This window comes from Candidatus Aeolococcus gillhamiae (assembly GCF_016464765.1).
GTDB classification, from domain to species: domain Bacteria; phylum Chloroflexota; class Dormibacteria; order Aeolococcales; family Aeolococcaceae; genus Aeolococcus; species Aeolococcus gillhamiae.
In genome coordinates this window covers 1-13,467 of record NZ_JAEKNS010000079.1, presented here as the reverse complement: position 1 = coordinate 13,467, position 13,467 = coordinate 1, and the positions used below count along the sequence as shown (strand labels likewise).

The 13,467-nt window shown below is 66.5% G+C and carries 13 protein-coding genes; 2 read left to right on the top strand and 11 right to left on the bottom strand.

The window, feature by feature from the left end:
- Positions 1-213 precede the first annotated feature (213 nt).
- The 11 genes from JF886_RS07785 to JF886_RS07735 form a co-directional block, all read right to left on the bottom strand.
- Positions 214-465: a hypothetical protein gene (locus JF886_RS07785; RefSeq protein ID WP_337311215.1), complete on the bottom strand. Its 252-nt coding sequence runs from the start codon at positions 463-465 to the stop codon at positions 214-216.
- The gene (locus JF886_RS07780) at positions 462-662 is read right to left on the bottom strand and encodes a hypothetical protein (RefSeq protein WP_337311213.1); all 201 of its coding nucleotides are present in this window, start codon (positions 660-662) and stop codon (positions 462-464) included. The genes JF886_RS07785 and JF886_RS07780 overlap by 4 nt, the downstream gene beginning before the upstream one ends.
- A gap of 64 nt (positions 663-726) precedes the next feature.
- Entirely contained in the window at positions 727-1,032 is a 306-nt protein-coding gene (locus JF886_RS07775; protein ID WP_337311217.1) for a single-stranded DNA-binding protein, read from the bottom strand.
- Between the two features lie 22 nt (positions 1,033-1,054).
- Entirely contained in the window at positions 1,055-1,306 is a 252-nt protein-coding gene (locus JF886_RS07770; RefSeq protein ID WP_337311211.1) for a hypothetical protein, read from the bottom strand.
- A gap of 247 nt (positions 1,307-1,553) precedes the next feature.
- Positions 1,554-1,967, bottom strand: a complete 414-nt coding sequence (locus tag JF886_RS07765; RefSeq protein WP_337311209.1) for a single-stranded DNA-binding protein — start codon at positions 1,965-1,967, stop codon at positions 1,554-1,556.
- 283 nt (positions 1,968-2,250) lie between these two features.
- The gene (locus tag JF886_RS07760; RefSeq protein ID WP_337311207.1) at positions 2,251-4,335 is read right to left on the bottom strand and encodes a tyrosine-type recombinase/integrase; all 2,085 of its coding nucleotides are present in this window, start codon (positions 4,333-4,335) and stop codon (positions 2,251-2,253) included.
- A gap of 203 nt (positions 4,336-4,538) precedes the next feature.
- Positions 4,539-5,591, bottom strand: a complete 1,053-nt coding sequence (locus JF886_RS07755) for a tyrosine-type recombinase/integrase (RefSeq protein ID WP_337311205.1) — start codon at positions 5,589-5,591, stop codon at positions 4,539-4,541.
- A 160-nt stretch (positions 5,592-5,751) separates the two neighbouring features.
- Complete coding sequence (ltrA, locus tag JF886_RS07750; protein ID WP_337311203.1) at positions 5,752-7,236, bottom strand: group II intron reverse transcriptase/maturase; 1,485 nt, start codon at positions 7,234-7,236, stop codon at positions 5,752-5,754.
- 760 nt (positions 7,237-7,996) lie between these two features.
- Complete coding sequence (locus JF886_RS07745; RefSeq protein ID WP_337311201.1) at positions 7,997-9,391, bottom strand: ParB/RepB/Spo0J family partition protein; 1,395 nt, start codon at positions 9,389-9,391, stop codon at positions 7,997-7,999.
- A gap of 1,403 nt (positions 9,392-10,794) precedes the next feature.
- Complete coding sequence (locus JF886_RS07740) at positions 10,795-11,307, bottom strand: hypothetical protein (RefSeq protein WP_337311199.1); 513 nt, start codon at positions 11,305-11,307, stop codon at positions 10,795-10,797.
- Between the two features lie 281 nt (positions 11,308-11,588).
- Entirely contained in the window at positions 11,589-12,611 is a 1,023-nt protein-coding gene (locus JF886_RS07735) for an IS110 family RNA-guided transposase (protein WP_337311197.1), read from the bottom strand.
- A gap of 117 nt (positions 12,612-12,728) precedes the next feature.
- On the opposite strand from JF886_RS07735, the gene JF886_RS07730 reads away from it, so the two are divergent.
- Both JF886_RS07730 and JF886_RS07725 read left to right on the top strand, forming a co-directional pair.
- Positions 12,729-12,959, top strand: a complete 231-nt coding sequence (locus JF886_RS07730; protein WP_337311195.1) for an FMN-binding protein — start codon at positions 12,729-12,731, stop codon at positions 12,957-12,959.
- A 79-nt stretch (positions 12,960-13,038) separates the two neighbouring features.
- Positions 13,039-13,467 (top strand): FAD:protein FMN transferase (locus JF886_RS07725; protein WP_337311193.1); only part of this gene is annotated, 429 nt, incomplete at its 3' end.

Genomic DNA, 13,467 nt, shown 5'->3' with positions numbered 1-13,467 from the left:
GGCCCCGCGGGACCACGGCCGCCGCCCGGTGTCAAGGGCGCCGAAGGCGGCGCAGCCTCCCTTGACACCATGGAGGGCGGCGGCTGTGGTGGCATTGCCCCATCGAGGGCTGGACCGGTCGGATCTGCATGGAGACCGCATGCGGGGCGTCTCATCCCCGACCTGCGGACGTCGCGGCTTTGGGCGCCACCGCGCTCGACGACCACCCACCCCCTACGCCGTCCCGCTCCGCTCGACCGCTATGCGACCGCCCGCCAGGACGTACAACGGCGGCCGCCCCGTCTCCTCGAGCAGCTCGATGACCAGGCCGCGCGCCGACTGCACGCCCGCCACCGCGCGGGCAAGGCGCGCGCGGGCTATCTGCTGGCCCTCGCCCTCCTGCTCGGCGAGAAGCAAGAGCAGGGCCGCCTGCTCCAGCTCCGCCAGGGCGTCAGGAAGCGTGGTGAGCGTCGCAATGGCACTCATCGCCGCGCCCGCGACCGACGACGGACCGGCACGTCCTGGGTCGGCGTCGTGTCCCGGCGGCAGTCCGCGCAGAGATCGGTGTCGTCGAGGTCGCGGAAGGCACCGCAGCGCCGGCACCACCAGCCTCGCGCCGGTACATAGACGCAGTCGGGGTTGCACTTGGTCTCGGCACCGAGGTCGTCCTCGCACTTGCTCATGTGGACAAACTCCTCACAGGCTGTGGACAAACGAAATGGGGGCCGGCTGCCGGCCCCCGATCCGTCAGACCTCGGTCACACCGTTCGGCGCCGGGCCGAGCAGCTGGAACTCCTCGACGACCAGGTCGACCTGCTTGATGCGGTGCCCCTCGACCTCGCGGAGGCGTGAGGTGATCCGACCCTCGACGTGGATCTCACGACCCTTGCGGCCGTACTGACCGATGACCTCGGCGGTCTTCTCCCAGGCCACGACGTCGTGGAATTCGGGGAAGCCGTTGACGTTGGTGGCGATGCCGACGGTCAGCACGGCCTTGCCCGTCTGCGTGAAGCGCAGCTGCGGGTCGGCGGTCATCCGTCCGAGGAGACGGATTCTGTGGAATCAACGAGGCGCGCTACGCACCTTCCGAGATATCGCGACATTGCCGTCCACCGGCGAGTACGCGAAGCGGTGGCCGCCCCGTCTCCTCGAGCAGCTCGATGACCAGACCCCTCGCCGACTGCACCGCCGCCACCGCCCGAGCCAGGCGCTCTCGTGCCGCCTCGCGTCCGGCGCCTTCCTGCTCGGCAAGCAGCAGGAGGAGCGCAGCGTGCTCGAGCTCGGCGAGTGCGTCGGGGAGGGTCGTGAGTGCGGCGAGTGTGCTCATCGCCGTGCTCGCCGGGGCTTCTCAACACCGACATCGGTTGGCGACGTCCCGTCCCGGCGGCAGTCGGCACAGAGATCGGTGTCGTCGACGTCGCGGAAAACGCCGCATTGCCGGCACCACCAGCCCGCCGACGGCACGTACACACAGCCGGGCTTGCCACCACCCCAGGGGACTCGCTTCTGCTTCTGCATACTGATACCTCCTCGATTCGCTGCGAGCGGGGGCCGGTTGCCCGGCCCCCATCCCGCTATGCGGATGCGGCGTCCTCGCTGCCGTTCCGGCTCGACACCGGACTGCCCAGCAGCTGAAAGCTCTCGACGACGAGCTGGACCTGCTTGATGCGGTGACCCTCGACCTCGCGAGGCCGCGAGCTGATCCGTCCCTCGACGAGTACCTCTCGTCCCTTGCCGCCATACTTGGCAAGAATCTCCGCGCTGCGCTCCCACGCCACCACGTCGTGGAACTCCACGAACCCGCTGACCGAGGTCGCCACACCGAAGTGCAGCATCGCCTTTCCGGTCTGCGTGAACCGCATCTGCGGGTCCGCTGTCATCCGGCCCACCAAGGTGAACCGGTTGAGACCGTATGAACGGCTTCGCGCCGCTGTTGTGTCGACGTCGGCGTCCACGACGTCTGCCTCGATGGCTTGCTTCCGGGCCATTGCCTTGTCCTCCGTGAGGTTGATCGCATGGCTTCCAAGGAGCAGCGCGCACAAGGCCGCAACGGAAACCCCTCGCCGAAGGCGACTCGTCTTGGGGGTTGTAGTGGAGGCCGCGCGCTGCTTGGATGCCACGACAGCGATCAACACCTCACATCAGGAGGACACCGTTCGAATGGCCCGGAAGCAAACCCCCGAGGCTGCCGTTGATCCACAAGTCGAGCCCGCTGCGCTCGCCACCAAACGCCGGCGTTGGTCGCTGAAGCTGCCCTGGTGCGGGATCGCCTCAGGGGGTGTGGCGCGGCACCATGGGGAGCAGGGTGAGGCCGATCTCTCGCGGCGTTGGCCCCGGTGGTGTGGGAATGTCGGCGAGACGTTCGAGGAGGTGCTGCACCGCAGAGTCACCCTCTTCAACAGCGGCCCGCTCGTCATCGGTTAGCGGAATCTGCACCAACATCCTTTGGAGGTTGTCCTTCGCCTCGAGCAATTGTGCTTGCGTGGACTCCTTGGGAACGTAGAAGGCGCATCGCGCGCATGCCATCCGGTGGGGGCACTGTTCGAAGAAGTTGTACGTGCAGTACCCGTGACCGAGGTCGAAGTGTTGCCACGGCGTGCCGGAGGCCGCAGCGCCACTCTGGACAGCATCACGATCCACAAGCACTTCGATGGCGCGGACGTTGCGCGCGAAATAGCCGGCGTCGTTGTACGCCTTGGCCAACGTCATCGGGGTGATCTTCGCGTAGTACTGCGTGCTCGCCGGGGAGCGGTGTCCCAGCCACGCTTGCAGCTCGAAGAGCGTCATCGGATCCTTCGCGTTGTAGAGCTGGGTGGCAATGGTCGACCGCGCGCGGTGGCTGGTGATCCTGCCACGGGCATCGGCTGTGGGGACATTCGCCTTCGCGCTCAGCAGCGGGATCAGGATGTGGTTGACATAGCCACTGCCGAGGCGGTGGCCACGGTAGGCGAACAGGAGATCCACCCTCTCTCCGGTCTTGTGGTCGACCAACGGCAGATGCGCCGACCGCACCGCCTCCCACCTGCCGATCGCCTCTCCCACCAGCCTGTCAACCGGCTTGGTGAACGCAGTGCCGGTCTTGGTGACTGGCACGTCCAGCAGGCAGACAGCACCGGCCGACGGCTGGCTCCCATCCTCGACCATCGCACCGGGATCCGCCTGCCAGCGGACACACCCAACACGTAGGCGGACGATTTCGTTCATGCGCAAGCCTGCGAAGAGCCATGTCACCGCAATCGCCTGCACCAGGTCGAATGGATACCACGACGCGCGACCGCTCCAACCGTGGCTGGGAAGGTCGGCGGGCGTGAGGTTGAGCCCGGCCCACAGGAGCTTTGCCCACACGTCATCCGTGATGACGCGTGGCTCGGGGCCGATCAGCGCGCGCGTCGCTCGCGGCGTGCGGAAAACGCGACCCGCATCAAACCTCCCGTCGATCCAGCCCCACTCCTGGGCGTCTCGAAAGAACGCTCGCATGGCGCCGAGATGCGCCGCCTTGGTGGAGGGGTCCAGAGGCAGCCCGACGCCGTCGATGTAGCGCCGGGTATGCGGCATGTGCGACCACTCGCCCAGCGTCATGCGATCCACGGCGGCGACGTACTCGGCGGCCAGCGACCGTGTCCACGCAGACGGTGAGGCGGCCTCGGGATGATGAACTGTCATCCAGCGACCGGCCTTCATCAACGCGCCCAGATACTCCTCGCGCGTCCGCCTGCTCAGCATCGACGTGTCGAACCACCGCCGGATCCAGCGCGCCCACTCCGGCAGCACGTCGGCCGCAGTTGCACGTCCCTTCACCCACCCGCCGTCGTCCGCTTGCGTCGATGTCGAGTCGCGCAGCCCGAGGCTGCCGAAGACGCGCAGAACCAGGCGACCGGCGCGCGCAACACGTGGGCCCGACTCGCGCGCGATGTCGGCAACATCAAAGCGTGCGGCGATCTCCTCGAGCTGAGCGCTCCCCGTCGTGAGCGCCATGTCGCACAGGGCTTCCCGGACGTACGCGTGGCTGGCAGCCGCGTATCCCCAGCCCGTCAAGACCGCCTGCAGCCGGGCAAACGAGTCGTCGAGAGCCTGACTGCCCAGCAGGCGGCTCGCGAATCGGTAGCGGTTCGTCTTGGGAAACTCGAAGTGCAGATCACGATAGCCGCCCACGAGGTAGGCCACGGCCATGCAATGCGTCCGATTATCGGGATCGGTGTGCCGGAGGATCTCCACCCATTGCTGACGCGACCATGCCCATACGGGCGTCTGCATCCGGAACATCGCGTGGACGCAGCGATGGATCACCGCGACTCGCGGCGACGGTCGTGTCGACGACACGCCGATTGCCTCAACGACATCCTCGATCGGCAGCAAGAGTGGCCGTAGTGTCAGGCGCTCTTCGTTTGTCCATCGCCCGGGGCGTCCGGCAGGTCGGTCTTCCTGCCGCCTCACGAGACCAGCGAGCACCCTGAGTTCGTTGCTCGTGAACGTCGGCACCCGCTCATAGCGGGTGAGATCGACGGCGGCGAGCGCGCCGACGGAACACCGAGAACGGTCGGGAGCCACCGCCGTCGCCGTCATGAGATGACGTCCACGGTCAGCTGGGTCCGCCACGCATGGATGCTGGCCATCCCGGCCTCGAGCCGCTGGGCGAGATCCCTGCCGGAGAGGTGGATGTACTGGAGCGTCGTATCCGTGTTGCGGTGTCCCGCAAAGGTGGCGATGGCGTGGAGCTCCCATCCCGAGCGAGCAAGATCGGTGAGGCAGAGATGTCGGAGGGTGTGCGTGCTGAACCGGGGAACGTCGGCGCGCACGGCGATGGCCCGGATCACCTTCGACCACGTCCACAGCGTGATCGGGCGGCCGACGTTGCGATGAGACTCGGAGAGGAACAGCGGGCCCCTGGCCGTGCTCAGGGTGCGACGGTGGGCGAGATATTCCTGGAACAGGCTGCCGCATGCGGCTGAGTACGGAACCACGCGCTGACGGCGGCCCTTGGTCGTCTCAGCTCGCACCCGGACCGTCCTGTGCGCGGGATCGATGTCGTCGGTGCGCAGCGAGCAGATCTCCTCGCGGCGAAGCCCAGCGTCGTAGGCGAGGGCAAACATGAAACGGTTGCGCGCTCCTTCCCCGCGACTGGCGTCGAGGATCACACGCCACTGGTCGTCGGTCGGGATCCACGGGAGCTTTGTGAAGCGCGGGATCATCCCTCGATGGCGAGTGCCGCCAAAGCCTTTGCCGGCCGTGTAGCGGCCGCGCCCGACCGGGTTGTCGGCGCGCACTCCCTCCTCGACGAGGTAGTCGTGGAAGAGGCGGACGGCAACGAGCCGTAGCCGTAACGTGGCGTTCGCCAGGCCAACGCCGGAGTCGACGGCCACGACGTTCGGACCGAGCCGATGCGGCCGTGTGGCCAACTCATGAACGTAGCGCGCGACGTCTCGTCGGGTGGCCCTGCTTGGCTCGATGCCCTCGTCCGTGCAGGTCACGAGGTACTCGTCAAGCGCACGGCCGTATGCCTCGATCGTCCGGGGCGCGAGGCCCAGGTCCGCCTGGAGCCGAAGCCACGCTGATGCATCGGGGTGCCGGCAGATCGCCGGCCATCGAGCGAGCACGTCGGCGGCCGGCGGCATCGGACACGATCCTCCCAGCTCACATCGCCGGTCAGCAGGACGCTATGAGAACACCGTGCCAGCGGGCGCGTCCACTGTTTCCACAGCATCCACAAGGGTTCCTATAGCGGTAGGGACCGTCCTCGCGGACGGCCCCCCGCACGGATCCCAGCGTGCGCAACTAACGCACTGGGCTCCTGCCTCGGGTACGAACGTCGAAACGGGCTTCGGGATACGGATGCATGATGCGTACAGGCGGTAGCCATCGCTGTGCGAGACGGCCCATTCGTTCCCACTTTGGACGACCGCGTTGACTCCGGCGCGTGAGCGCTTGGAACCAGAGGCGTGTCACTTGCTGTCGGAACTCACGAGTTGCGCGGATGTTGTAGGGCACGGCGTAGTACGCACAATGACCCTGTACCACGCTCCTCAACCATCGGCCCTGGGCCGGGATAGGGTCATGCATGCGAGACCGCAGTTGGCTTTTGACCTCGTGCAGTTTGGCGCGCATGCGCTTCGCGATCGTGACGCGTCTCACCACAAAACCCCCGCTCCTGGTCTTTCCGCAGCAATGCGTGAAGCCCAAGAAGTCGAAAGTCTCCGGTTTGCCGAGGCCCCGCGCCGATCGACGCTCGGCGGCGAACCGTCCAAACTCGATGAGGCGCGTCTTCTCGGGGTTCAGTTCCAGTCCAAACTCCGCGAACCGTTCGCGAAGATCGGCCATGAAATGTTCGGCGTCGTGTCGATGTTCGAAACCGGCAACGTAGTCATCAGCAAAACGCACAACGATGATGTCGCCATGCGCCTGCCGCTTTCTCCATTGTCGGACCCACAGGTCGAAGACATAGTGGAGGTACACGTTGGCGAGCAACGGCGATGCCGACGCTCCCTGCGGTGTTCCACCTTCTGTTTCCTTCCAGTTCCCGTCCTCGATGACCCCTGCACTCAACCATTTCTGAATGAGACGCAGGATCCGCTTGTCCGCAATCCGGTGCCCGAGAAACTTTTCCAACCAAGCCCGATCCAGGCTGGTGAAAAAGTCGCGGATGTCCGCATCGAGCACCCAGTTCACCTTCTTCCGTGCAATCCCGGTTGCCAGCGCATCCAATGCGTTATGTGGACTGCGCCCTGGCCGGAATCCGTAGGAGAAGCCCAGGAAGTCCTTCTCGTAGATCGCGTTCAACACCTCGACGACCGCTCGCTGGAGAATCTTGTCCTCCAGCGCGGCGATGCCGAGCGGCCGGCGCCGCCCGTCCGCCTTTGGGATGTACGCCCTCCGTGATGGTTTCGCCCGGTAGCGTCCTGCGTGCACCCGCTGATGCAGGTCCTGAAGGTTGGCCTCCAAGTCCTGCCCATAGGCTGCCCATGTCACGCCATCCACGCCTGGTGAAGCCGCAGGGCGCAGCGCCCCATAAGCCGTCCGCAGACGATCGACGTCGACATGGTGCAGCAGCGCCGTGAACCGCACTTCCTTGTCCTTTCGTGCCAGTTCGCGCACACGATCCAGCGCATTTGACGCACCTCTTCCGGCTCTGGGCCCGGCATGCGTTTTGCTGGTCATGTTCCCCTTGGCCAGCCCCCTTTCCTCCACCACCTCCGCGGCCGCGGCCTTGTTCGGCGGTTTCGTAGGTACTACGGGGCTGTCTGACTTCTCGTGGCCGTGCATCTCAGGCGTGTGGCCTCAGCCTTCCCTGAGCGTCCTGTCCCGTGATCGGCGGAACAGGTGACCGCGAGATCTCCCGGTTCTCGCACATGGAGATTCCGTGCATGCACAGGTTCCCAGACCGCGCGGGGTCCGCTGCCAGCTTGCGATAGCGCTGTCGGCGGTGTTGCCTTCCGCGTCGGGAGACAGCGTCGGCACCCCGGACTAGGTTATTTCGCGGCTCAATAGCCTGGCCTGCACGTACCCTTGTCAACGCTTCGCCGTCACCCTCACGGGCGACAACGCATGACTCGGGGCCACCGTGGGTCGCTAGCCCCTCGATGTAGAGCGTTTGCATCTCCTTCTCCATGTCGGTTTATCCCGGCGCACCCCCCGCGCCCCCTCCTCCCAACGACTACTACTACCTTGATTCCAGATAACCTAGAAATGGTTGACCCCGTACGACCGGGACTTCGACGGGGTGTCGGTGACGTCCGCTTGGACGTCGGCTGCGAGGGCGGGCTTCCGGGCCATGGATGTGTCCTCCGGTGAGGTTGATCGCGTGGCCTTCGGGAAGCAGCGCGTACGAGGCCGGAGCGGAAACCCCTCGCCGCAGGCGACTTGCCTTGGGGGTTGTAGCGGAGGCCGCGCGCTGCTCGAATGCCACGACAGCGATCAAGACCTCACCGTCCGGAGGACGCCTCTGTGCAGGCCCGGCGGCCCTCCCTCGCAGAGGACGGCCATCACCACTGCGGCGGCAGCCGTCCCCGTCGAAGACCGTTGGCTACCTGGCTTCCGCCGTCTCCTCCTCGGTGACCGCCACCGCTCCGGGCAGCAGGTGACGGCACTCGCTCCATTGACTGAGGCCGCGCTCGGCGATGAGCGCCCGCTCCGCCTCGCTCAGCTCGTGGATTCCCGTGCTGTCCAGCAGCGCTCCGTACAAGTTGGCCACGTGGGGGTCGCTCGTCCGCGGCGGCTGGGTTGCCAGTCGCCGCTCACCGCGGGCGAGCTGCACGGCCAGCACCACGGTGGTCAGCTGCCCCAGGTCATTGCCGGCGTGCCCCAGGAGGACGCCAAGCGGCCGGCTCACGCCCCAGCCTTCCTCCGGGATGGTCAGCTCGAGGAGGCCGCAGGCATCCTCGAGCTCCTCCATGCGCGCGTCCCAGAGAGCGGTGGTGAGGATGTGGCGGACCGCCTCGTCCGTTGCAAAGGCACCGTTGGCGATCGCCGCCTTCAATGCCGCCGCTCGCACCGGCTGGGCGTCGCGCAACTCCTTGACAACGGCCCGCTTGGCGGCGCGCTCCGCCTTGAGATCGAGGACGCCGCTGCCGGCCTCCCCGGCGTGGCGACCGCGATCGATGACGTACGCCACCTCGCCACGGCCGGTGATGAAGGCCGCGTGGCAGGGCTGCTTGCGGTGCTGCCGTAGCGTCACCTTGACGCCATCACCCAGACGCTGCATCTTCGAGTTGCCAGTCACCGTGTCGTAGCGCGGCGCGGCTACGACGGGACACGCCTCCTTCTCCAGCTTGGCCTGCGCCGTCGCCACGGCGGCGGTGAGAGCACGCTGCTGCCGAACGCGAGAAACGGCCCACTGCGGCGTGGTTCCTCCCCGTACCTCAGCAACGACTGCCGCGACGAACTCCTCATCCTCACCAAGCTCGCCGAGGTCGGCGACATCGCCAACGGCGATGGTGCCGTCACGGACCAGCGCGAGCAGCGGTGCGGGCAACGCCAGCACCGCCCGCCAGCGGTCGATGGTGTCCGTGCTCGTGGCGAAGCGCGTCGCCACAGCATCCGTCGAGGCTCCGAGGTCGAGCATCTGCTGTATGGCGCCGGCGACGTCGAGCTCGGTGAGCGCGCAGCGGTCCGCGTTCTCGGCGAGCTGATCGCTGACCCGCTGGACCCCGGGCACCGGGTCCCGCACGACGGCGGGGATGAGCTCGAGTCCGGCAGCCTCCGCAGCTGCGACTCGTCGGTAGCCGGCGACGAGCTCGAAGCCTCCGTCCTGCCGGCGCTCGACGAGGACCGCCGTGAGCACGCCGTGCTGACGAATGGATTCCGCCAGGGACTCGAGGTCACCGAGTTCCTGGCGCACGTTGCCGCCCCGATGGATGTCAGCGAGCGGGATGACGGCCACCTCCGCTGCGACGGCTGCCGACGAGACTGTCGTGGTCATCTCTGACCCTCCGTGTGGTCCGAATGTGGACGCACGCGGTCAGAGCACGGCGCGAGCGTAGCGGAGTGCCGGCAACGCCGGCCGGAGCGGAGGGAGTGCCGTGCTACGCGTGAGAGCGGCCACATCGGGCCAGACGGGAGTTGGGGGAGCTACGGAGTCGCGTCGGCTACCTAATTCGATGACCTCACACCAGCTTCGACTGTCATGCCAGTCAGGCCACGGAGGCTCGGGCGGCGAAGAGCTTGCGCCCGGCCGGCCAGGGTCCGGTCCGGGTACGCGGAGCGGACGGGCGTTCTCCACCACCGACGCCCCTTGCGCGGCCGGGAGATGCAGCGCCTACCCTTGAGACATGCGTGCTGCGTCGGCGCCATTCGTTTGGAGCGAGGATATCGATGAGACACTCAATTTCTGGTTCTGGCTGTGGCGCGCGAATGGAATCTCCGAGGCCGATCTGCGTCTGAGAATTCAAGAGTGGGCAGGGCTTCACCCGTACGCCGGTCACTTGGCTGCCCGAGCCCATCCGCGGTTCGATGCATACCTACCGGTGGGACAGAGCTGGAAGATGACTCAGGGCGAGCAACACATGGCCGGCTACCGGTCCGAGAAGCCACGTGCGCTGCGGGCGCGCTACAGGACGATGAAAGCCGCAGGCGTCAACGTCCGTGTGCAATGGGTCATGGCCCCGTTTGGCGAGCGTTGGCTGTTCCCACCGGACCTAGCGGTCCTGGGGACAGAGGGCTCCACTCCCGAAGCGCGGCGAGGCGCTGTCGTGGAAGCTGCCTACGCTCTTCGCTAGTCCCTCCTCCACCTTCGGTCCTGGCCCGCGAAACGCGGACTTACCCTGGCTGACCGCGCGCCCACCCACCCGACTTCAGTCCCGAAGGCACCGCCATCGAAGTCACCTACTGCGGCGGTGGATCAGGTCCGTACGGCACACGGAAGCAGGCCGATGTCGGCCCGGCGCTAACGGCGTGATCTACGCCGCTATCCGGTTCAACGGTCGTCGTCGATCAAACTGACCCACTATCGGGTGTTCGCCATCCTTGATATCAGGGCACCGAGGTGGTACACAGTAATCGTGGGCAGAGAACACGGCGGAGCAGCGTTCCATCCCTGGCAGTGGACACTTCTGGTGTGCCGGGTGGCCTTTCAGCCGGCGCGTACCTGGCGGCAAGCCGCCGTAAGAGCAATGGTTATCTCCTTGATCATTGGAATTGTCGTCGTCAGCCTCGCGCTGATTCCTGCCCTACACTCTCCGGCCTTCAGCTACAAGCTGCTCTAGCTACCGCCTCGGCCTGCCGAGGATGCGCAACGAACGCAAGCTGCCTCGGAGCGGACTGGTAGTCCGCAGGGCTCGGTGGGCTACGCGCCCGGGCCAGCCAGGGCGTCGCCTGCCGTCTCCGCTAGTTTGGTTTTGGTGCGACAAGGCACGCCAGGGCGAGACTCGACCACAGCAGACTCTGCGGAACGGCGGCGCTGTCCCACGCAAGCCGACGGCGCCACAGCGAGATCCCGACAATCACGCCGAACGTGACTACCAGCGGGAACGCAGGCGACCACTCAAGAATCGCCACCCAGGTGCTTTGATTCGGTTGAGAGGTACCACTCACGTCGAGAGCGACTGCTCCGCTCACGCATGCCGCGATCGCCCAGGCCGCAGAGGCCAGCAGCCATAGCAAGCGGCCGCGAGCTCTCCACGCGACCCTGACATCCGCTATGACCCAACCGCCGAGGAGCCCAACGAGGCCCCCGAGCACGCCGGCACCCATCGCGATCGCGGAGGACGATGTCGATGTGCGTGCCCATCGATACCCGCCGCGGACCACCAAGGCCACGCCAAAACCGAACGCGACGAGATAGACCACCAACCCTACCGCGACGGCGAATGGAGTCAATACATCGCTGGTCACTTTCACCTCAATGTCCGCACTACTGCTGAACGCCACCACAGTACGGAGGTTTCGCGACGTCGGGATTGAGCGCAACTGACAATTGACGACCCCGTCGCCGCACCGATGGTCTAGCCGGTGCGGGGTCGCCGCGGCCAGACCATCGCGCCGGGCAGGTCGCGACGCGGCGGATGCCACCTCCCCCGCGGTCCCCCATGTGACACCCTTCGTTGACACCTCCCTGGGCGAACATCGCGACCCACGTCCGGACGGAGCACCCCAGCTGGTCCATCTCCTATCAGGGTCGTCTACGCGACCAGAGCATTCACGTGGGACCTTGCCGGAGTGAACGGACGGTCGTTGGTGCACATGTGCCAAATCGCTTCAGCGAGCTTGCGGGCGACCTCGACGCGAGCGACCTTCTTGCCTCGCTGCTTGCCGAGCCGTGCGGCGGTGCGCTCGTAGTGCTCTCTGTAGGCGGGATGCCGGGCGGCATGGACTGTTGCCTCGATGAGCGCCCAGCGCAGGTACTTGGGCCCGTTCTTCGCCAGCGGCCCGCGGTGATCTTTGCCGCCGGACTGGTACACGCGCGGGCACAACCCGGTGTAACCACAGAGTTTCTTGGGCGAGCTGAAACGGGAGATGTCACCGATCTCTGATGCGATGGTGTAGCCGAGCACCCAGCTGATCCCGGGGACGGTTGTCAGCAGTGGGACATAGCGATGATCGGCACCAAGCTGTCGCAACTCGACCGCGCAGGTGTCGATCTCGGCCTCGAGCTGGTCGATCTGCTGCAGCGCCCGGATGACGTTGGTGCTCCACGGCTCCGGCAGATCCAGTTTGCGGAGCAGATCGCGCCCGCTCACACCGAAGAGATCTGAGACCGGACACGGCTTGCCGAAGGCGATGAGCGTGGCGTGCACGCGGTTCTTGAACATCGTGCGGTGTCGCACTAGGTGGAGCCGATATCGAGCCCGCTCTCGCTCGGCCCGCACGCCGGGATCGGGGAGCCAGATCGCCGGCACCAGGTCGCGCCGAGACAGTTCCGCAAGGACCCAGGCATCGATCCGATCGGTCTTGCACGCCAAGGGCGCGAGCCCCTTCACCTTCTGCGCGTCGGCGATCTCCACATCCCAGCCGAGCAGCTCGAGCGTGTCGTGGATGTAGCGAGCACCGTTCATCGATTCGATGGCAGCGTTCACGGGCTCGCCAAACCCGGCGATCTTCCGCGCCAGCACCCCAAGCCCGTCACGGTCGGGCGGCGCGGTTGTCACCGTGAGCTTGTCGCCGTTCTCGCCGAGTACGCACACATCCAGACGACGTCGACTCAAGTCGAGTCCAACGTGCACCATTGTCCTGGGCCCTCCGTGGTGATTGGTTCCTTACGAGAACCCACACGTTCTCACCAGGGGGGCCCTCTTCATGACATTCCCAATCAATACGGCGACGTGCAGGTCACGGTGATCATCGCCGCGGGGAAGATCACCGACGTCCAGGCGCTGACGCTGCCCTCCGACCGACAGCGATCCGCCGAGATCAGTCAGCAGGCCGGCCCGCTCCTGCATGACGAGGTCGTCCAGGCACAGAGTGCCCAGATCGATATCCTCTCCGGCGCCACCTTCACCAGTGACTCGTACGCGCAATCTGTCCAGTCCGCGCTTGACCAGGCGCACTTGTAGTGGCCGACTCACACCGGGTTGCGGTGAGCGCCGGTGCAGGTCCGACTTGCAGCAGACCCAGGGCTGAGGCAGGGTCAGCATGGTGCGCGTCGAGCACGTCATGGGAACCGTCGTCAGTCTCCACCTGCGTGATCCCGGGATTGCCGACGCGGCTGTCGACGGCGTCTTCGGCTGGTTTCACGAGGTCGACGCCCGATTCAGCACCTACCGCGAGGACAGTGAGGTCAGCCGCCTCGGCCGCGGCGCTCTCGGGGTCGGCGAGAGCAGCGACGACGTCCGCGAGGTGCTCGCCCTCTGTGACGACGTCCACCGCGAGTCGGAGGGGATCTTCGAGGTGTGGGGACGACGCCACGGACCGCCCTTCGACCCGTCAGCGCTCGTCAAGGGATGGTCCGTCGATCGCGCCGCGGCGATGCTCGAGGGAGCCGGCGCTCGCAATTTCTATCTGAACGCCGGCGGCGACGTTGTGGGCCGCGGCGGGGCGCAGCCGGGCCGTGGCTGGCGCGTC